The sequence below is a fragment of the Rathayibacter sp. AY1A3 genome, assembly GCF_002930975.1.
In the GTDB taxonomy this organism is placed as follows: domain Bacteria; phylum Actinomycetota; class Actinomycetes; order Actinomycetales; family Microbacteriaceae; genus Rathayibacter.
Map to the genome: position 1 here is coordinate 1 of NZ_PSTO01000014.1, position 20,446 is coordinate 20,446.

Genomic DNA, 20,446 nt, shown 5'->3' on the forward strand with positions numbered 1-20,446 from the left:
CACCATGAGGACCGGGACGAGCATCAGGACGATCATCACGATCGCCGTGGGGGAGAGGTAGAGGTACGGGGCCAGGTCGCGGCGGTGGCGGTCACGTCAGTCCCTGGCTTTCTGGTTCCGCACGTAGAACACGGCGAGGACCATTGTGAGGAGGAGGATGAGCACGGCGCTCGCCGAGGCCACCGAGAACTCGTATCGGCTGAACGCGAGCTTGTAGGTGTAGGTGCTGAGCATCTCGGTGGCGTCGATCGGCCCGCCGCCGGTCGTCATCCAGATCAGCGCGAACTGCTGCGAGGTCCAGATGATGTCCAGGACCGACATGCTGATGATGATCGGCTTGAGCTGCGGGACCGTGACGTTCCAGAACCGCTGCCAGGCGCTCGCCCCGTCCACCTTCGCCGCCTCGTAGAGGTCGTGCGGAATGCCCTGCAGACCCGCGAGCAGCGTGATCATGTAGAAGGAGTAGCCCGCCCAGATGTTGATCACGGTCACGGAGAGCAGCGCGGTCGCCGGCGAGGCGAGCCACTCGACGCCCTTGTCCGTCAGGCCGAGGGAGATCAGCGCGTAGTTGACCACGCCGTTCGGGTTGAGCAGGAGCCGCCACAGCACCGCGATGATCGCGACGGTGAACAGCCACGGCAGGACGTAGACGACCCGGAACAGCGACTTCGCCACGGTCGGGACCAGCGGAGAGTTCAGCAGCATCGCGAACCCGAGCCCGAGGACCAGGTGCGCGGCGACGCTCGCGCCGACGAAGACGATCGTGTTGCCGGTGGCCTTCACGAATCCCGGGTCTCCCAGGACCTCCGCGTAGTTCGCGAGTCCCACGAAGACGGGCTTCGGGTTCGTGATCACGTTGTCGAAGAAGGAGTACCCGATCACCATGAGGACCGGGACGAGCATCAGGACGATCATCACGATCGCCGTGGGGGAGAGGTAGAGGTACGGGGCCAGGTCGCGGCGGTGGCGGCGGGGTCGGCCGGCGCTGGGCGGCGGCGCCTCGGTGTCCGGGGCGGGGAGCGTGCTCAGGAGGGAGACCACGGCGCTCGTCCTTCCGTCGGTGAGGGGTGAGGGAGGGACCGCGCCGCGGGGGAGACGCCCCGCGGCGCGGTGGGGAGGGAGGGGGTCACAGAGGTCAGAACTCCCCGAGCCAGGCTTCCTGTGCCTTCTCCAGGGCGTCGTCGACCGACTGGTCGCCGGTGAGGGCGCCCTGCAGCTGCTCGTCGAACTCGCGCATCAGCTGCTCGGCGACCGGGAGCCCGACGAACTCGTTCGCCGGGTAGCCCGCCGAGTAGATGTCGAAGGCCTGCTTGTAGAGGTCGTCGCTCTGCGAGAAGTCCGGCGTCGACGTCGTGTTGCCGGGGAACGCGTTCGCGAGGGTGGAGAGGGTCGAGTTGGTCTCGGAGCTCATCAGGAACGAGACGAGCTTCGCGGCCTCGGCCGGGTGCTCGCTCGCGGCGGAGACGCCCAGACCCCAGGAGGCGTAGGGGATGCCGCGCTCGCCGCTGAAGCCGTCCTCGGCCGGGATGGCCGAGATGCTGAACGTCAGATCGGGGTTGGACTCGCGGATCGACTCGATGTGCGAGAGCGAGTCGATCATCATGCCGACACGGCCGTTCGTGAACTCCTCGACCTTGTCCTGCTCCTTCATCGTCGCTGCCCCGGGCGCGATGACGCCGTCCTCGTTCAGCTGGGCGATGTAGTCGATCGCGCTGGTGACGTCGTCGTTGGTCAGGTCGGGAGCGCCGTCCTTCAGCATGCTGCCGCCGGACGCCCACACCCATGACATGACGTCGTTCTGGATGCCGTTCGGAGCGTCGCTTGAGAGGGGGAGGACCCAGCCGCTCGTGTTGTCGCCGAGAGCGGTGATCGCCTTCGCCGCGGACTCGAACTCGCTGCGGGTCGAGGGCGGAGCGGTGACGCCGGCCTCCGCGAGGAGCGCGTCGTTTGTGAAGAGCGGGTAGACGAAGTTGACGACCGGCACCATCGCGGTCTTGTCGTCGACGACGACCTTCGATGACAGCTGGCTCTCGTCGAAGCCCGCGTCGGAGAGGAGCGGGCCCAGGTCGGCCAGCGCGCCCTGCTTCGCGAAGTCGCTGATCCACGCGCCGTCGAGCCCGACCACGTCGGACATCGTCCCGGCGGCCGCTCCGGCGAAGAGCTGCTCCTTGGTGGACGCGTACGGCCCGCTCAGGAGGTCGACGGTGATGCCGGGATTGGCCTTCTCGAAGTCGTCCATCAGTCCGCGGAGCGCGCCGTCCGGGAGCTCCGGCTCCCACCACTGCGCGAATTCGAGAGTGACGTCTCCTCCGGCGTCGGAGGATCCCCCGCCCTGGCTGCAGCCGGTGACCATCGTCGCGGCGAACGCCGCGCTCACGGTGATGACGACGGCTCTTCTGATCCGAGCACCCTTGCTCATGAGACTCCTCTGCGACTCTGCAGTGTTCTGCTGTTGTATGCGCCTTTGTGCGCTTGTGTTCTGTGAATGTAACTCCACGTGCACTCGACTGCAAGATCCGGCAGGAAACTGCTGCAATGTGCGACATTCGGCGGCTAGCGATGCGGAACCGCTGCGGTTTCCGGCGGTCGAGTTGCAGGTTCGTGCGGCTCGGTGTTAGAAAGCCCCCATGTCCGTCACCGAGCGCACCCCGTCCGCGAACGACGCTCCGCTGCGCCTCCCCGCAGGGCGCAAGGCCGATCTGGCGGCTTACGTGGCCGAGGCGGGGGAGGTGACGGTGGCCGCTCTCGCCCGCCGCTTCGCCGTCTCGGCGGACACGGTCCGGCGCGATCTCGACCAGCTCGACGCCGACGGCTACCTCGTCCGCACCCACGGCGGCGCGGTCTCCCTCTCCGTGATGCCGGCCACCGAGAAGCGCCTCGACGTGCGGCTCGGACTGCAACGCGGCGCGAAGGAGCGGATCGGCGCGCTCGGTGCGGGACTGATCGAGAACGGCGCCGTCGTGATGCTCAACGCCGGCACGACCTCGTTGGCTGTCGCCCGCCACCTGAACGACCACCGCGAGCTGACGATCGCGACCAACAATCTGCGCATCCCCGCCGAGATCGGCTCGAAGGTCTGCCGCGACCTCTTCGTCTTCGGCGGTGCCGTGCGGCTGGGCGGTCAGTCGACCGTGGGGCCCGTGGCCTTCGCCTTCTCGGAGTCCGGCTCCGCGGTCGATCTGCACTGCGACATCGGCCTCATCTCCGTCGGCGCCGTCTCCGCCGAGACCGGCTACTCGACCAGCAACTTCGCGGAGGGGGTGATGATGAGCGAGATGATCGCCCGCTGCGAGCGCGTCGCGATCCTCGCCGATCAGACCAAGTTCGGCCGGAAGCTCTTCGCCCAGGTCGCGGAGCTCGGTCGCGCGGATTATCTCGTCACCGACGCCCCGCCGCCCCCGGAGCTCGAGGAGGCCCTGCGCGACAGGGGAGTGGAGATCGTGCTCCCGGCCGGTGCGGCCGCCCGGGAGCGCTGACCCGCTCCTCACAGCACGTTGATCGCGGTGGCACGCCAGCGCGCATCCGTGCCTTCGAGCCGGATCGCGACGGCCCGGCTCCGTGCGCGGTGATGCACCAGGACGACTCCCTCGACGACGCCGTCCCGCGGCTCCGTGACGATCACCCGTCCGACCGTGAACGGGACGCGCTGCGCCGTCCGCTTCCGCAGGCTGCGGGCGCGGGCCGCGAGCACGACCCGCTTCTGCAGGTGGTGGTAGACCTCGTCGCTCAGCCACCGCGCGATCTGGTCGATCTCGCGCGAGCCCTCGAGGATCTCGATCACGAGGTGCGTGAGCCGGGCGAGCAGGGGCTCCGGGTCGGGCAGCTCCGCGCGGGTCGCAGGCTGCGGGGCGAAGAACTCCGCGAGGGTGAGCCGCTCCACGGCCGCCTCGGGGTCGAGGGGGAGGGTGCGGTAGTCGAAGGCGTGGAGGGGAAGGCTCATGCGGCGATCTCCTGGGGCAGGACGAGCTGTTCACGGGTCCGGGTCACCTCTCTGCTCGACGGGCGGGGCGCGCTGGGTCGGCACGCGAGGACGACCTCATCGAAGCAGTCGAGGGATGCTCATGGAAGGCAGAGGCGCAGACTGTGGATAATCGTCGGCCGTCCCGAGCTGTGGACAGCGAGCCCGGCGTGCGCCGCCCGGCCGCGCCCTAGGCTTGTCGGGTGTCGACCCTCAGTGACCTCGTCCTCTCCCACGGCCGATCCGACGAAGCGGACGTCGAATGGCTGCACCTGCTCGTCGGCGACCTGCAGCTGCTCGCCGACCTGGCCTTCGCCGACATCGTGCTCTGGGTGCCCACGGCCGACGACAGCTTCGTCGCCGTCGCCCACGCGCGCCCCAGCAGCGCGGCGACGCTCTTCTACCGCGACTTCGTCGGGCAGAGGATCAAGTCGGAGTGGCGCGCCCAGGTCGTCGAGGCCTTCGAGACCGCGCGGATCGTCGACACCTCCGCCCCGGACTGGTTCGAGGAGACGCCCACCCGCGTGCGAGCGGTGCCCGTCCTGCGCCGCCTGGGGGCCTCCGACGGCGGGACGACGGACCGCCCCATCGCGGTCGTCACGCGCCACACCAACCTCAGCGAGACGCGCACGCCGAGCCGGCAGGAGCTGACGTTCAACGACTGCGCGAACGACCTCTTCTCGATGATCGCCTCGGGCGACTTCCCCGATCTGGGCGCGCCGACCGGTCCTCGCCGCGGGGCGCCGCGCGCGTCCGACGGCCTGATCCGCCTGGACGTCGACGGCGTCACCACGTTCGCGAGCCCCAACGCCCTCTCGGCGTTCAACCGCATCGGCTTCGCCGACGAGCTCGAGGGGGAGTCGCTCGCCGAGGTCACCACGAAGCTGATCGCGGGGAAGGTCGTCATCGACGAGTCGCTCCCGCTGGTCGTGACCGGCCGGGCGCCGTGGCGCACCGACATCGAGGCCCGCGGAGTGACGGTGTCGCTGCGCGCGATCCCGATCCGCGACCGCGGCGAGCGGGTCGGCGCCGTCGTCCTGTGCCGCGACGTGACGGAGCTGCGCCACCAGGAGCGGGAGCTCATCACCAAGGACGCGACGATCCGCGAGATCCACCACCGCGTGAAGAACAACCTGCAGACCGTGGCCTCGCTGCTGCGGATCCAGGCCAGGCGCACCCACTCCGACCTCGCCCGGGAGGCGCTCACGCAGGCGATGCGCCGCGTCGCCGCCATCGCGGTCGTGCACGACACGCTCTCGGAGGGGCTGAACCAGAACGTCGACTTCGACGCGGTCTTCGACCGGGTGCTGCTGCTGATCGCCGAGGTCGCCTCGACCCACAACACCACAGTGCACCCGAAGCTGACGGGGAGCTTCGGCAACCTGCCCAGCGAGTACGCGACTCCGCTCGCGCTCGCCCTGACCGAGCTGGTCACCAACGCCGTCGAGCACGGCCTGGCCGGACGGGAGGGCGACGTGGAGATCGTCGCCTCGCGCAGCGACGACGAGCTCACGGTGAAGGTGCGCGACACGGGCGTCGGGCTGCCGGAGGGCAAGGTCGGATCGGGCCTGGGCACGCAGATCGTGCGCACGCTCATCCAGGGCGAGCTCGGCGGCACCATCGACTGGCACACGCTGGTCGGGCGCGGCACCGAGGTCACCATCGAGGTGCCGCTGCGGTGGCTGGAGCGCGCCCGCTCCTGAGCCCGGAGACGACGCGACCCCCGCTGCCGAGAGGCGACGGGGGTCGGGATCGTTCGTGCCGCCGAGCGGCTCGTGCGCCTAGGAGGCGCGGCGTGCGCGGGCGGCGCGGCGCTTCAGGGCGCGACGCTCGTCCTCGCTGAGGCCGCCCCACACGCCCGAGTCCTGGCCGGTCTCGAGGGCGTACTGGAGGCAGACCTCGGTGACGGTGCAGCGTGCGCACACCGACTTCGCCTTCTCGATCTGGTCCACGGCCGGGCCGGTGTTGCCGACCGGGAAGAAAAGCTCGGGGTCTGCGGTGAGGCAAGCGGCCTTGTCGCGCCAGTCCATGCGGGTGCTCCTTGTGTGAAGGCGTGCGTGGAGGAACCACGCAGTGTTCGGGTGGGATGATCGATCCACGCCGACGATCCCGACCAGTACTCGACCTCCGCGCCCTCACCGGCGCACGCCACGAGGCCCCGTGCTGGAGCGCGGGGTGGATCGGGGTGGTGGACGGGAGAACGCTCGGTTCTTGCCGGTGCACTCGACGCGATGCGCGAGCACTGCGTCGGCCACCCGGCTCCAGTGCTGGTCATCCGGCTCGCCCCCGTGCCTGACGGCGCGGCGGGATCGGATGTTCACATCGGCGGAAACCCACGACCCTGTGAGCGGTGAAACGAACTGGACTAGCCTGTCACGGGGATGAGCCCGAATCAAGAGTCCTGGATGGGATGTGCCTGTGACCGCTGACGCGAACGGGTCCCGCGGACCCCGCCCGACCGCCTCCCGGCCGCTCGGTCTGGTGGTGCTGATCGCGGTCCTGGCCCTCGAGACGCTCGCCGTCGCCGGGGTCGCGGCGTGGCTCGTGCTCGAGCTGCTGACGACCCGGGCCGACACGGTCGGCGGAGGGATCGCCATCGTCGTCCTCGCGCTGATCGCCGTGTGCTGGGCCGCCGCGACGACGCTCGGCGCCGTGCGACGGCGAGGCTGGATGCGCGCGTCGGCGCTGACGATCCAGCTGGTGATGATGGCCGTGGCGCTCGGCGCCTTCCAGGGCCAGTACGCCGTGCCCGACATCGGCTGGGCGCTGCTGGCGCCGGCCGTGGTGGCCGTCGTCGCGCTGTTCCTCCCGAGCGTGGTCGCCGCCACTCGTCGCGATCCGGCCGTGTAGCCGGACGGCTGGCGCGCCGCCGCTCGCGGGTGCGACGCTGGAGGGACCCCCTCCTCGACACGGAAGCGACGCGCATGGACTCCACCCGACTCGGCTCCAGCGGCCTGCAGATCTCCTCGATCGTCCTCGGCTGCATGAGCTTCGGCGCTCCCGACCGCGGGGCCCACGGCTGGAGCATGGGCGAGGAGGAGTCGCGGACCTTCCTCCGGCGGGCGCTGGACCTGGGGATCACCACGTTCGACACGGCGAACGTCTACTCCGACGGCACGAGCGAGGAGTTCGTCGGCCGTGCGCTCGCGGACTTCGCGGTCCGCGAGGAGGTCGTGATCGCTACGAAGGTCCACGGGCGGATGCGCCCCGGCCCCAACGGCGGCGGCCTCTCGCGGCGGCACATCCTCAGCGCTATCGACGACAGCCTCCGGCGTCTCGGCACGGACTACGTCGACCTCTACCAGATCCACCGCTGGGACCCCGAGACGCCGATCGAGGAGACGATGGAGACCCTCCACGACGTCGTCCGCTCGGGCAGGGCGCGCTACATCGGCGCCTCGAGCATGTGGGCGTGGCAGTTCGCGAAGGCGCAGTACACCGCGGATCTGGGCGGCTGGACGCGGTTCGTCTCGATGCAGGACCAGTACAACCTGATCCAGCGCGAGGACGAGCGCGAGCTGCACCCCTTTTGCGTCGACCAGGGAGTCGGCGTGATCCCGTGGTCGCCGCTCGCCCGGGGCCGGCTCACCCGCGACTGGGACGAGACCACGGCGCGCACCGAGACCGACGTCTTCGGCGGCACCCTCTACCGCCAGCAGGAGGAGGCCGACCGGCGGACCGTCGCGACCGTCGCACGCATCGCCGAGCAGCGCGGCGTGCCACGTGCGCAGGTGGCGCTCGCCTGGGTCCGGCAGCAGGAGGCGGTCACTGCTCCGATCGTCGGAGCCACGAAGCTCCACCACCTCGACGACGCGGTCGCGTCGCTGGACGTGGAGCTGACCGCCGACGAGCTGGAGGCGCTGGGCGCCGACTACGCACCGCGCGCCAACGAGGGGTTCTGATCCGAGCGATGCGCCACCGCTGATCCGCCCGAGCGGTCTCCGCTATTCTTCCTCTCGAAGATGACGGAAGCTCGGATCGGGAGGCGGCGTGGCGAGGAGTGCCGGGGATCCGCTGGGGGCGCGCTACCGCCTGCTCGAGCGGATCGGCGCGGGCGCCGCGGGCGAGGTGTGGCGCGTCGCCGACGCGCAGGGACCGGACCGCGCGGCGAAGCTCCTCCGCGGTGAGCACGTGCACGACGCGGGTCTGGTCGAGCGGTTCGTCCGTGAGAGGTCCGTGCTCACCCGTCTGCGGCACCCGCACGTCGTGGAGGTGCTCGACCTCGTCGTGGAGGGGGAGACGCTCGGAATCGTGATGGAGCTCGTCGGCGGCGGATCGCTGCGGGAGCTGCTGCAGGACGAGGGCACCCTCCCGGCGGTCGATGCACTGCCCGTGACGGCCTCGATCCTCGACGCTCTCGCCGCCGCGCACGCGATCGGCACGGTCCACCGGGACGTGAAGCCCGACAACGTCCTGCTCGCGGAGGGTGCGGACGATGCGGGCTCCGCCGTCCGCGTCTCCGACTTCGGCATCGCTCACGTGGTCGCCGAGGGGCCGCGCGCGACGACGGGCGTCATCGGGACGCCGGAGTACCTCTCGCCCGAGATGCTCGCCACCGGACGAGCCGGTCCGCCGAGCGACGTCTACTCGACGGGGATCCTGCTCTACGAGCTGCTGTGCGGCCGGACCCCGTTCGCCGGTCCCGGCGCCGACGTCGCGGTCGCCTACCGGCACGTCGCGATGCTCCCGCCGCCGCTGGATCTGCCGCCGCGGCTCGCGTCGCTCCTGGACCGGATGCTCGCGAAGGATCCGGCGTCGCGGCCGACGGCTGCGGAGGCGGCGGGGATCCTGCGACGCCTCTCCCCGGCACTGGCCGGGCTGCCGGCGCTGCCGCTCGCGGCGGGCGTGGCGGAGTTCGAGGAGACCGAGCGCCCGGGCACGGTCCTCCGCGGGATGGCGGTGGAGATGTCGTCGGAGCCGGTGGAGGAGGGGCCCGCGCCCGAGCTCGGCCCTTCGTCGCAGGCGACCGTGCTCCGCCCGGTGCCGCGCCGCGAGCTGCGCCTGGCGGAACGGCCGTTCGAGGCTCCTGCTCGGCGGAGGCGCGGCGGACGTCTGCGGATGATCCTCGCCGCCGTCGGCGCCGGCGTCCTGCTCATCGGGGCGGTGCTCCTCGCCGTCCAGCCGCGCGGCGGAGCACCGGCCTCGGCACCGGATGCCGAAATGTCGGCTGGGCAGCAGGACCGGCCGCTGCCGACGGGCCTCGGAGTGACGCGATCGGCCACCTGGGACGCGGAGCGACGGGCCGTGGTCGTCGAGATCTCCTACTCCGCCCAGAGCGCGCCCCTCTCGGGGTCCTTCCTCGAGGTGCTGCCGGGCCCGGACGCCGCGGCGGCGTGCCCCGCGGCCAGCTGGTCCGGAGTGACTGCGGTGCGCAACCGGCCGAGCGTCACCGGAGTCGGGGTCGGCTGCGGTTGGAGCCTGACGGACCTGCACGTCCCAGCGCAGGGGATCGTCGACGTCACGGCGACCGTGCCGATCGCGGTGGCCGAGCAGAGCGCCCTGGACGGGTGGCTGGCGGCGGCAGCGTCTGCGACGGCACAGGCCGTGGCCGACCCTGCGGTCACCGGGACGGCGTATCCCGTGCAGCGGCTGCGGGATGTGAGGATCGAGACTCCCGCGCGGACGGTCGGCCGGACCCCGCTGCCGGTGACGCTGGTGCCGGTCTGGCCGAGCGGGGCCGACCCCGTGAACCCCCTGCTCGCGACGCCGTCGTCCGCGCCGGCGAGCAGCATGCTCGAGGCGATCGCGGGCGGAGTGGAGGGCGTGCGGTTCAGCGACGGCTGCGGCGGCGCGGTCGCCGTGTCGTCCGACGGGCTGACGGTGACCGCCCTCACGGTGACTCCGTCCTGCGAGCTGCGCGCCCGAGTGGGCGCGTTCTCGGACCTCTCGAGCAGTCCCTTCGCGATCACCACTCGCGAGTGAGTCGACCTCCCGCGCCAGTGTCGAGCCGTCGACGCCACGCGAGCCGTCTGTGCTGTCTTGCCTTCTACCATGACGAGACATCCTCATGAAACGACGATGGAGTGGGGAGCGGGCGGGACGGTCCCGTCCGCAGGGGTAGAAAGGTGTGATCCATGTCACGTGTTCTCTCGACCGACGAGGCGAAGTCCGCGATCCAGCAGATCCAGTCGATCGTCAACGGCGGCCTCGCCGATCAGATCAGCCGGCTCGACGCACAGGGGCGGACACTGTCCGACCCGAACGTCTGGGACGGTCCGCTGGCCTCGCAGTTCCGCTCGTCGACCTGGCCGGAGACGAAGTCGGCCCTCGAGAAGGCCAAGCAGGAGCTCGAGGAGCTGCGCAGCCAGCTGGCGACGATCTCGCAGAACATCTTCGCCGCCGGCGGAGGGAGCTGACCGGCCGTCCCGCCCCTGCGTGCTCCGGCGAGCGGGGGCGGGACGTGCTCGTCGTCTCCGCGCTCCTTCCTCCGCGCTCCTCCATCGGTGCGTCTCGGGGTCATCGGAGCGCTCTCGAGGAGGACGCGCCGATCGACTCGGTGGCGGAGGCGCGATCACCCGTCCGAGGGCGCTGATCAGCCGCCGTCCGCCGGCGTCGGCGAGACCGACTGCACGAAGTGGATCTCGCCGTCGAGGCTGACGAAGCCACGGCCGATCGTGGGCGGGACGGGGAAGCGCCGCGGGATCTGCGCGCCGAGGAGAGTGCCGTCGTTGTCGACGTCGGGCTGGAGCAGCAGCACGGAGCGGGAGGCCGCCGCCTTCTTCGTCCAGTTCCCGAAATGGCTGCGGAGCTCGCTCGACCGGCCGGCCAGCACGACGCAGAGTCCCGGGCGACCCGACGAGACCAGCCTCATCAGCGCCTGGTCGGTGTCGTCCCAGCGCTCGGCGTCATCGAGGAGGAGCAGCACGGGGCCCTCCTCCGTCGACAGCGACGCGAGGAGGGTGCGGAGCTCCTCCGCGCCCACGGCGAGTCGGTCGAGGTCCGCGCCCCTCAGCGGGGAGCGTCGATCGCACACTCCCCAGACGGCGACCGAGCCGGCGGCCCGCGCCGCCTCGGCCAGGGCGAGCAGCACGGTCGACTTGCCCGATCGGGCGGGTCCGGCGATGACGACGTGCTCGCCCTCGAAGACCTGGAACGCCAGCGGGGCGAGGTCCGACTCGCCGAGGCCGATCGGGAGCAGCCACGGCTCGCGATCGAAGCAGGCCTCGATCCCGAGTGCGCTCACGGCGACCCTGTCGGGAAGCGTGCCGACCGTGCTCGTCCTGCCGCGCGCATCCGGCCAGGCGGCCGCGAGCTCGGCGATCGCGTCGTCGAGACCGGCCCTCGGAGTCGCGACCTGCGTCTGCAGGAGCGACGAGGTGAGAACGCAGCGCCCCGGCACCGCTGCCGGCGCCTGCACCGGCTTCACCCCGGCGGCGGCGTAGTCCTGCGGGTCGGCGAGGCGGAACAGCCACTTCTGCGTCGTGACCTCCTCCATCACCGAGGGGATCGCCCTCGCCCGGGTGCTCGTCACCGCGAAGTGCAGGCCGAGCTCCGGTCCGTCGGCGTAGGCGCGGGTGAACGCCTCCATCAGAGCCAGGCCCTCCCAGTCCTGGAACTCGTCCTTCAGAGTCGCGAGACCGTCGACGAGCACCAGCGCACGACGGAGGCCCCCGGGCGATGCTCGGCGCCGGCGCACCTCGTCGCGCAGGTGACGGAGGAACCGGGTCTGCTTCTCGTGGGATCCGCCACCTGCGCCGACGTAGGAGACGGTGTGCGGGAGTCGCGCGAGCGGGGCGGAGTCGCGGGAACCGGCATCGAGGACGTAGAGGTCGAGCTCGTCCGGAGGGAAGTGGCGGGCGGCCGTCAGTGCGATCGACGCGAGCACCGTGCTGGTGCCGCTGCCGGGGATGCCGATGAGGAGCAGGTTCCCCTCGCTCAGGTCCCAGCCGGTCGGCGACCGGCGCTGCCGGTCGGGGTCGTCCGAGAGTGCGACCTGCAGGACGTCGCCGACGACGCGACCGAGGTCGGACTCCTCCGCACCGAACCCGCTGAGGGCCACGGTGTCCTCGAGCGGCTCCGGCCAGATCGGGCGGGGAGGGCCGAAGCCCGAAGCGGCGTCCGCCTCGACCACCGCGTCGATCAGGAGGTCGAGATCGGTCGGGGCCGTCTCGTCGGCGGCGACCGGGGAGGGGCCCTCGACGGGGACGCCCGTGGGTCCGACCGGGCGGACCTCGATCGCCTCGACGGCCGGCGCCTCCGCGCGACCGGTGACCAGCGCCGTCTGGACGGGCGAGATGTCGTTCTGGCCCCGCTTCACGTACGCTCGGCCGGTCTGGGAGCGGGAGATCCCGGCCGCGCTCGCGACTCCGATCACGTCGGCGGAGTCGTCCCGGCTCTGCACTCGGAGGGCGACGCGGAGGTTGGTGTTGGCGAGGATGTCGTCGTTCACCACTCCGGCCGGACGCTGGGTGGCGAGGATCATGTGCACGCCGAGCGTCCTGCCGACCGCGGCGACGCTCACGAGGGACGTCAGGACGTCGGGATGCTCCTTCGCGAGAACGGCGAACTCGTCGACGACGAGCAGGAGCCGCGGCATCGGCTCCGGCGGCGAGGTGGCCCAGTACGCGTCGAGGTCGTCGACACCCTCGCCGGCGGCGGCGAAGAGCCGCTGACGACGCCGCATCTCGGCCTGGAGCGAGCGCAGCGCGCGGTCGGCGAGCTGGGCGTCGAGGTTGCTGATGGTGCCGATCGTGTGCGGGAGCCGCTCGCAGGACGCGAACGCTGCACCTCCCTTGAAGTCGATGAGCACGAAGGTGAGGCGCGTCGGATCGTTCCAGGCCGCGAGGCCGGCCACGAAGGAGCGCAGGAACTCGCTCTTGCCCGAGCCCGTGGTGCCGCCGACCAGGCCGTGCGGGCCGTCGGCGACGAGATCGAGCACGAGCGGACCGTGCTCGGACGAGCCGACGGGCGCGCGCATGCCCCGGGCGCTCGACCACCACCCCCGGACGTCCGCGGCGGTCGGACGATCGGCGCCCAGGAGCGGCGGCAGCCGCACGAGCGCGGGGAGAGCCGCCCCCGCGGTGACGAGCTCCGGGTCCTCGAAGCGCGCCAGGTCGCGCGCACAGCGCTCGGCCGTGGAGGAGGCGAGACCGGCGAGCACCACGTCCTCGACGGTGATCCGCTCGTCGGGCCGGGAGAGGACCGCTGAGGCGTCCGCTCCGACCCGGACGACGACCGTGCAGGAGGCTGGGAGCTGCTCCTCCGACGCCGCGAGCACGAGGCCGGAGATCCGGATCGCCGCCTCGCGCTCGCCGCGGCCGAGTCCGACGAGCTCGCGCGCCGGAGCGGCGCGTCCCTCGGTCAGCACGCCGGAGTCGAGCACCAGGAGCACGCGCGGCGAGTCCTCCTCGCGGAGGGCGCGGAGGAGCTCGGAGCTGCGGTCGCGCCGGTCGGAGAGTCGGCGTCCGCCCCCGGGCAGACGCGTGTGGGGGAGCCAGGAGGCCCAGCTCCAGTCGGAGTCGCGTCGCCGGTCGCAGAACACCCCGATCGCCAGGTCGGCCGGACCGCAGTGGACCGCCGCCTGGCAGAGCAGGCTCCTCGCCAGAGCGAGGCCGCCCTCGCGGTCGCCGACGATCCCGACGGCGCCCGAGTCCGCGAGATCGATGGACACGGGCGCGCTCGGGACGACGCTCACCGCCAGGATCGCGCGCACCTCCTCCTCGAGCCGCGGCACTCCGCGCTGATCGAGCGGGGGAGACCACGGGACGTCGCCGACGCCGATGTGCAGGCGGAGCACATCGGCGGAGGTCGCGCGCCGCTGCCACAGCGACGTGGCGGGCAGCGCCGCCCGGCGGATCGTCGTCGCCGGGTCGGGCGCGTCCTCCTCGAGGCGGGCCCGTTCGACACGCGCGGAACGGGCGATGTCGTCGCGGAGCGTCTGCAGCGCCTCGCCGTAGCGCTGCTCCTCGGACCGGGTCGCTCGGGCGTGCCGGTGCCGCTGCTCGAACCACATGCCCACCCCGGCCACGGGGCTGAGCGCGGCGAAGAGGGCGTAGCGCGCATCGCCCATGATGAGGACCATCGCGAAGGCGAGGACGAGCGGCGCGGCGACGGTGATCACGCTGAAGGTCGTGGCGGAGGCGATCTCGAGGCGGGCCGGCGGGACGACCGCCTCGCCGGCCGCCGGACGTCCCGGTCGCGGCGGCCGGTTGAAGGGAACGGTCGCCGTCGCGGTGACGTTGTCCGTGCTCCCCGGCTCGGGCGCGAGGAGCTCGGGAGGCGCGGGGCGCAGTCGGAGAGCCGCCCCACCGGCGATCACGACCGCGGCGTCGGAGACGAGGACCCCGTCCCCGGTCGCGGAGACGCCGTCGACCAGAGTGCCGTTGGTGCTGTCGGCGTCGCGCACCCGCAGGCCGTCGCCCTCGCGGGTCACCGAGAAGTGCTCCCAGGAGGCGCTCGCCGTGTCGAGGACGACGTCGGCGTGCGGGGAGCGGCCCACGATCAGCGCACGGCCCCGCGGGATCTCGACCACGGCTCCCGCGCCGAGACCGCCCGACAGCACGGCCGTCCACCCGCGGGCCGCGGCAGGTCGGGGCAGGGGGGAGCGGGCGATCCGCGTCCCCTCGAGCAGCAGCAGATCGGCCAGCCGGGTCTCCACAGGATGCAGGGCGGTGTCGACGGCGAGGGCCGTCCCGGGCGGGAGGCGGTGCCCGGTGGCGGTGGCGATCAGCTCGCCGAGTGTCGCGGAGTCGCGGTGGCGGCCGAGGTCGATGTCGGAGCGGGTGCCGTCGAGATCGAGGAGGAGTCGCACCGGGGGCTCACAGTCGGGGCTGTCCGGCGAACCAGAGCAGCGGCGGGTCGGCGGGCCGCAGGCCGAGACGCTGCGGCGAGGAGTGGAGGGGGAGTGCCGGGACGTCCAGAGCGTGCGCGGCGCCGAAGTCGAGCGGCGGACCGGCGAGCCCGTCCGCCGGTCCGATCGTGGATCCCCGGAGTGCGGCGGCGACCGCCGCGGGTTCCCTGCTGCCTGCGACGGCCGCGGCTCGCACCAGCGCCACGACGGCGTCGTGGCTGGGGGCGTCCGCGACCGCGGCGAGATCGCGGAACGCGCGGTCGCCGAGGAGGGTCGTCCGCGCGGCATCGTCGGCGGTCATCCGCACAGCCCCCCGGAACGCAGAGGCCGCGCGCCCGCGCTCGTCGCCGCGGAGAGCGACCGCGTCGCCGGAATCCGTGCCGATCGTCGTCAGAGCTCCCGAGAGGGTGCCTCCGGCCGCGGCCAGGGCGGGAGCGAAGGCGGGGCTCAGCGCGTCGGGCGTGAGCAGGATCGGGACGGACGCCCCCGCCGCCTGCAGAGCGGCGACCGCCGTCGCCTGCGCCGCGGCGGGGCCGGACACGACGACGCGCTCGACCGCCGGCTCGCCCTCGAGGTGCGGGCGGGCGGCGCTGACGATCACGTCCGCGGTGGCGCCGGGATCGGCGGTCACCGTCGCGGCGGGCGAGAGACCGGTCGGGGTGCCTCCACCGGTGTCGACGAGGAGTACCCGGGCGCCTCCGCCGGCCTCCTCCACGAGTGCCGCGTCGGCCGAGGCGGTGTCGGGTCCGAGGGACCAGACGCCGTCGCCGGGCAGGTCGGGGCCGCCTCCGTAGGGGAGGACGGCCGCTGTCCCCGCGGCCCGAGCGGCGTCCACGGCTGCAGCGGTATGGGTGCCGTGGGTCGCGAGGACGAGGCCGGACACGCCCTGCCCCGTCAGCTCCTCGACGGCGGCGCGGGCACCCTCGGGCGTCCCGTGGTCGTCGACGGCGACGAGACCGATCTCGCAGCCGCCCATCGCTGACCGGTGCGCGGCGACGACGGCGCCGTTCGCCGCGTCCTTCCATTCCGCGCCCTCGCCCGGAGCCGAGCTGAGCGAGACCACCACCCCGAGCGTCAGCTGCTCGGGCACCCGGGCGCACGAGAAGCCGACCGGGAGAGCGGCGACCTCCGTCATCGGGGCGGACTGCGGGGGCAGGAGGGAGACGAGGGCACCGCTGACGCCGAGGAGGGCGACGGCGCCACCGACCAGCATCGTGGTCCGTCGAGCGGTGCGGGGGTGCTGCGCCGCGCGCCTGCCCGGGCGGATCATCGCTCGTCCCCGATCCGGAAGGAGTAGACCGTCCGGGTCCGCGTGCCCTCGGGCAGGTCGAGGTGGAACGCGGGAAGCGCATCCCCGGCCCGGAGGGAGGCCCGCTCCTGGGCCTGCGCCAGCAGGATGCCCGAGACGTCCTCGGACCGCACCGCGGCGTAGCCCCGTGCGCTCTGCGAGGCGAGGGCGAGCTGCACGTCGGCGGTGCCGACCTTCGCGGCACTCGTGGTCATCGATCCGAGCAGGCCGGAGCCGCCGACCGTCCGGTCGCCGAGGTCCAGGAGCACCTTGTGCAGATCGGCTGCGAGGAGCGCGGCGGCCGCGTCGGTGTCGCGGGTCGAGGCGTCGATCGTCGTCGCGATGCCGGCCAGGGAGGCGCGCGTCCGCTCGGAGACGGCCTCGCCGATCCGGGCCTCCGCGGTGCGGAGAGCCCGGTGCCCGGCGTCCACCGTCGCTGCACCGTCGGAGCGGATGCCGGAGGAGGCCGTGCGCAGGCTCGAGACCGACCGGTCGAACATCGCGACGACCGCGTCGGCGTCGGCGCCGGAGCGCGTCGAGATCCGCCGCACCTGCTCGTCGAGGAGTGCGGTGACCGCGGAGGCGGCGGCCGTGTCCGCCTCGGCGAACGCCTCCTGGATCGCCGGTGCGAGAGCGTCCTGCTGGGCGCCGAGAGCGTCGATGCGGGTGCCGAGGGCGTCGCGCTGAGCGGTCAGCGCGTCGACGCCGGTGCGGAGGGAGGCGAGCAGGCCGGTGAGGCGCGCGTCGTCCGAGCCGGCCGTCGCGCCGGCCTCGGCCACGCCTCCGCGGACCGTGGCGAGCGCGGCGCGCAGGGCGGCGAGGTCGGCGCTAGCGCCGGTGCTGCCGACGGTGGAGGCGACGGCGGTCCACGCGTGGACCTGGTCGCTCAGCCGGTCGGCCAGGGGGGCCGGATAGCCGTCGGGAGCGTCGAGGCGGCCCGTGCCGGAGCAGGGCGTCGCGGTCAGGTAGGCGCGGAGCTCCTCGACGGAGCCCCGCGTCACCTCCACGGGTGCGCGCGTCGGTCGCGCGGTCGGCGTGGGTGCGGCAGCAGGGGACTGTGTCGCCGGCGACAGCTCGCAGAGCCGATCGGCCAGCTCCTGGTTCTGCGCCGACAGCGACCCCGTGCTGGTCGGCGTGCCGAGCTCGTCCAGGGCCGTCGTGGCGGCGGCGCCGACCGAGGCGACCGTCGTCTCCAGGCCCGCGGCGTCCGCGTCGAGCTCGTCCAGCGTCGCCGACAGGGCGGCGAGCGCCCGGGTGCCGGATCCCTCCGGGTCGGCCAGGGTGGCCACCGAGGCCGACGCGGCGTCCACCCTGCTCGAGAGGGCGGCGAACCCGGCCTGCACGCCGTCCATCAGCTCCGGCTGCAGGGAGTCGATGAGGTCCTGCCCGCGATCGAGCATCCCGAGCAGCACGGTGTCGACGGCGGCTGCGGAGGCGGCGAGGGAGCATGTCATCGAGGGTGCCGTGCAGGTCTCGGCGGAGGGCTGTGCCGGCCCCGCGGCAGCACGGAGAGCCGCGACGACCTCGTCGCGGCAGGACTCGGCCGCCGCTCCGTACGCGTCGAGCTCGGCCGTGAGCCGTCGCAGCTCCGAGTGGATCGAGCCGGTGCGGCCGCCGTCGACGGCGAGTCCGCATCCGCTGCCCGAGACCGTCGGCGGCGGCACCGCGGCCGATGTGTCGCCCAGCAGGGCGTCCACCGCGTCGATCGCCTCGGACAGCTGCGCCAGCAGGCCGGACTCGGTGCCCGAGACCGTCGACGACAGCTGCGCCCGGAGCGCGCCGAGCTGCCCGGAGAGGCTCTGCATCGAAGCCGCCGTCGAGGCGGCGCCGGCCCGCAGCTCCTCGGCCGTGCGGACACCGAGAGTCTCGGAGGTCGCGTCGAGCGAGGCCCGCACCTCGGCGACGGTGGTGCCGGCCTGCGTCAGCAGGTCGTCCACCGCGGTGACGACCTCGATCGTGCGGCGCTCGAGGGCGAGCGGCGAGGCGTCGGAGGAGTCGAACGCGGCGCCCAGCGCCCCCTCGGTGGTCGGGTCGGTGCTCAGGCCGGGCTGGACCGCCAGGTCGAAGGCGGGGACGGCGAAGTCGGCGACGTCGGCGACGAGGGTCAGCGTCGCCGTCGCGCCACCGCCCGGGGGAGCGAGGAGAGCGGCCCACTGCACGACGGCGTCTCCGTGCTCGTCACGGCTGAGCACGCCGTTGGTGACGGCACCCGACTCGCTCTCGGTGACGACGCGACTCGGCGGGACGCCCGGCAGGACCGCGGAGGCTGCGATCGTCAGCGGAGCGCCGACGAGTGCACTGCGGCGGGCTGCACGACCGGCCGCGTCGAACGCGACCTCCTCGGGCCGGACCGTCAGGTTCTCCACCGCGAGCGAGATCTCGATCCGACCCGAGCGCCCGGCGAGGTCGGCCGGATCGGTGCCCGAGGCGTCGGCGGTGCGCCACGAGGGCCGGACACGGACCGGCAGGTCGGCGGCGACCTCGGGGGGATCGTAGACGGTGGTGGTCGCCGAGGTGTCGGACGGGTCGTCGCCGACGGCGAGGGCCGTCCCCTCGATCGCACGGACACCCCCGTCGGACGAGACGGCGACGGACACCGCCTGCAGCACCCTGGCGGCGGTGAGCGCCGGCTCCGGTGGCGTGCAGCCCGCCAGTACAGCGGCCACGACCGCGATCGTCGCTCCGGCCGTCGTCCTGCGAGCATTCGAGCGCACCCTGACCACCCCTCGTCCCGACGGGGCACCGGGCGGTGCCGCTCACGTCGACATGAGAGATGCTCGCAGATGAGCGGAACCCCGAGAGCCGGTGGCGCGCGATGACCCGCACCGCGCGCCCCGGGGTCAGACGAGCTTCAGCTTCTTGCGGAGCGCCTGCACGTGCCCGGTCGCCCGGACGCCGTACTGCGCGAACTCGAGTGCTCCCTCGGCTCCGACGACGAACGTCGAGCGCAGCACGCCGACGACGGTCTTGCCGTAGAGGCTCTTCTCGCCCCACACCGCGTACGCGCGGTGCACGGTCATGTCGGGGTCGCTCAGCAGCGGGTACGCGATGCCCTGGGCATCGGCCCAGCGGCGCAGCGCCTCCGGAGCGTCCCGCGAGATCCCGAGGACCTCGTAGCCGGAGTCGCGGAGGGACGCCGCGTTGTCGCGGAAGTCGCAGGCCTCCGTGGTGCAGCCGGGGGTGTCGGCCTCGGGGTAGAAGAACAGGATGACGCGCCGTCCGCGGTAGTCCGCGAGCGAGACGGGCTCGCCGTCCTGGTTCGGCAGCGTGAACTCCGGAGCGGAGTCGCCGGCGGCGAGGCGCGCCTCGGCGGGGAGGGGGGAGAGGTCGGTCATCGTCTGCTTCCGTCGGTCGTGGCGAAGGTGGTCAGGAGGCGCTGGAGCGAGTCGAGGCGCTCCGGTCCGCTGGCGCCCAGCAGTCCGCCCTCGACCGCCTCGATGATGGCGCAGTCGGGGGAGTCGGGCAGGTGCGTGCAGCCGCGCGGGCAGTCCCGGGCGATCACGGCGAGGGTCGTGAACGCGCCGAGGATGTTGTCGGTGTTCACGTGGCCGAGTCCGAACGAGCGGACGCCGGGGGTGTCGATCACCCAGCCGTGCCGGTCGCCGCGCTCCACGCGGAGCGAGACGGTGGAGGACGAGGTGTGCCGGCCGCGGCCCGTCACGGTGTTCACGCGCCCGATGGCCCGGTGCGCGTCCGGGACGAGCTTGTTCACGAGGGTGGACTTGCCGACTCCGGAGTGCCCGACGACCACGGTCTCGTGGCCGAGGAGGGCGTCGGCGATCTCGTCGACCGGCGGCTCGTCCTGGCTCGAGAGGAACACGCGGAGGTCCAGCCCCTCGAAGTTGCGGAGGAACGGGGCCGGGTCCGCGAGGTCGGTCTTGGTGATGCAGAGCATCGGAGTGATCCCGGCGTCGAAGGCGGCGACGAGGTAGCGGTCGACCAGCCGGGTCCGGGGCTCGGGGTCGGCGGCGGCCACCACGCAGAGCATCTGGTCGGCGTTGGCGACGATCACGCGCTCGATCGCGTCGGTGTCGTCGGCGCTGCGGCGGAGGAGGGTCGACCGCTCGCGGATGCGGACGATGCGGGCGAGCGTCCCCTCGTCGCCGCTGGAGTCCCCGACCACGTCGACGCGGTCGCCGGCCACGATCGCCTGGCGCCGCAGCTCGCGGGCCCGGGCCGCCGTGAACTCGTGCTCCTCGGGCGTCCCGTCGCCGATCATCACCGTGTAGCGACCCCGGTCGACGCCGAGCACCATCGCGATCTCGGCGTCCTCGTAGGCGGGCCGGTTCTTGGTCCGGGGCTTCGTGCCCTTCGGGTTCGGGCGCACCCGCGCGTCCGACTCGTCGTACCCGTCGAAGTCGTCGAGAGCACCGTCGGCGTCGAGGCCGCTGTCCGTCCACCACGACACGGG

At 72.9% G+C, this 20,446-nt stretch carries 15 protein-coding genes; 6 read left to right on the top strand and 9 right to left on the bottom strand.

Annotated features, from left to right (window positions below; translation table 11 throughout):
* Window positions 1-96 precede the first annotated feature (96 nt).
* Window positions 97-1,041: a carbohydrate ABC transporter permease gene (locus tag C5C10_RS08455; protein WP_244229462.1), complete on the bottom strand. Its 945-nt coding sequence runs from the start codon at window positions 1,039-1,041 to the stop codon at window positions 97-99.
* A gap of 94 nt (window positions 1,042-1,135) precedes the next feature.
* The gene (locus C5C10_RS08460; protein WP_104239350.1) at window positions 1,136-2,419 is read right to left on the bottom strand and encodes a sugar ABC transporter substrate-binding protein; all 1,284 of its coding nucleotides are present in this window, start codon (window positions 2,417-2,419) and stop codon (window positions 1,136-1,138) included.
* Between the two features lie 208 nt (window positions 2,420-2,627).
* Here C5C10_RS08460 and C5C10_RS08465 point away from each other — a divergent pair, with 208 nt between their 5' ends.
* Window positions 2,628-3,476 (top strand): DeoR/GlpR family DNA-binding transcription regulator, encoded by an 849-nt coding sequence (locus C5C10_RS08465; protein WP_104239351.1) that lies wholly within the window; start codon window positions 2,628-2,630, stop codon window positions 3,474-3,476.
* A gap of 8 nt (window positions 3,477-3,484) precedes the next feature.
* Here the strand turns inward: C5C10_RS08465 and C5C10_RS08470 are convergent, their stop codons facing one another.
* Window positions 3,485-3,940 carry an Rv3235 family protein gene (locus C5C10_RS08470; protein WP_219812326.1) on the bottom strand — a complete coding sequence of 152 codons (456 nt, stop codon included), beginning with the start codon at window positions 3,938-3,940 and terminating at the stop codon, window positions 3,485-3,487.
* 221 nt (window positions 3,941-4,161) lie between these two features.
* Between C5C10_RS08470 and C5C10_RS08475 the strand changes: the two genes are divergently transcribed.
* Window positions 4,162-5,661, top strand: coding sequence for a sensor histidine kinase (locus tag C5C10_RS08475; protein ID WP_104224128.1), 1,500 nt, complete (start codon window positions 4,162-4,164; stop codon window positions 5,659-5,661).
* 78 nt (window positions 5,662-5,739) lie between these two features.
* Here C5C10_RS08475 and C5C10_RS08480 read toward each other — a convergent pair whose 3' ends face one another.
* Window positions 5,740-5,988 carry a WhiB family transcriptional regulator gene (locus C5C10_RS08480; RefSeq protein WP_055788231.1) on the bottom strand — a complete coding sequence of 83 codons (249 nt, stop codon included), beginning with the start codon at window positions 5,986-5,988 and terminating at the stop codon, window positions 5,740-5,742.
* Between the two features lie 388 nt (window positions 5,989-6,376).
* Here C5C10_RS08480 and C5C10_RS08485 point away from each other — a divergent pair, with 388 nt between their 5' ends.
* From C5C10_RS08485 to C5C10_RS08500, 4 genes are all read left to right on the top strand, one after another.
* Window positions 6,377-6,808: a hypothetical protein gene (locus tag C5C10_RS08485; RefSeq protein WP_104255262.1), complete on the top strand. Its 432-nt coding sequence runs from the start codon at window positions 6,377-6,379 to the stop codon at window positions 6,806-6,808.
* 74 nt (window positions 6,809-6,882) lie between these two features.
* Window positions 6,883-7,860 (top strand): aldo/keto reductase, encoded by a 978-nt coding sequence (locus tag C5C10_RS08490; protein ID WP_104329018.1) that lies wholly within the window; start codon window positions 6,883-6,885, stop codon window positions 7,858-7,860.
* An 88-nt stretch (window positions 7,861-7,948) separates the two neighbouring features.
* On the top strand, window positions 7,949-9,880 hold the full coding sequence (locus C5C10_RS08495) for a serine/threonine-protein kinase (RefSeq protein ID WP_104329019.1): 1,932 nt from the start codon (window positions 7,949-7,951) through the stop codon (window positions 9,878-9,880).
* A 152-nt stretch (window positions 9,881-10,032) separates the two neighbouring features.
* Window positions 10,033-10,314 carry a pyrophosphorylase gene (locus C5C10_RS08500; protein ID WP_104224124.1) on the top strand — a complete coding sequence of 94 codons (282 nt, stop codon included), beginning with the start codon at window positions 10,033-10,035 and terminating at the stop codon, window positions 10,312-10,314.
* A gap of 176 nt (window positions 10,315-10,490) precedes the next feature.
* Here the strand turns inward: C5C10_RS08500 and C5C10_RS08505 are convergent, their stop codons facing one another.
* The 5 genes from C5C10_RS08505 to rsgA form a co-directional block, all read right to left on the bottom strand.
* Window positions 10,491-14,708, bottom strand: a complete 4,218-nt coding sequence (locus tag C5C10_RS08505) for an FtsK/SpoIIIE domain-containing protein (RefSeq protein ID WP_104329020.1) — start codon at window positions 14,706-14,708, stop codon at window positions 10,491-10,493.
* Window positions 14,709-14,715: 7 nt separating this feature from the next.
* Window positions 14,716-15,960, bottom strand: a complete 1,245-nt coding sequence (locus C5C10_RS08510) for an ABC transporter substrate-binding protein (RefSeq protein ID WP_181073426.1) — start codon at window positions 15,958-15,960, stop codon at window positions 14,716-14,718.
* 53 nt (window positions 15,961-16,013) lie between these two features.
* Window positions 16,014-18,701 (bottom strand): hypothetical protein, encoded by a 2,688-nt coding sequence (locus C5C10_RS08515; protein ID WP_146082128.1) that lies wholly within the window; start codon window positions 18,699-18,701, stop codon window positions 16,014-16,016.
* A gap of 174 nt (window positions 18,702-18,875) precedes the next feature.
* Window positions 18,876-19,370 carry a thioredoxin-dependent thiol peroxidase gene (bcp, locus tag C5C10_RS08520; RefSeq protein ID WP_104232788.1) on the bottom strand — a complete coding sequence of 165 codons (495 nt, stop codon included), beginning with the start codon at window positions 19,368-19,370 and terminating at the stop codon, window positions 18,876-18,878.
* On the bottom strand, window positions 19,367-20,443 hold the full coding sequence (gene rsgA, locus C5C10_RS08525) for a ribosome small subunit-dependent GTPase A (RefSeq protein WP_104224119.1): 1,077 nt from the start codon (window positions 20,441-20,443) through the stop codon (window positions 19,367-19,369). Before rsgA ends, bcp begins: the two co-directional genes overlap by 4 nt.
* Between the last annotated feature and the right edge of the window lie 3 nt (window positions 20,444-20,446).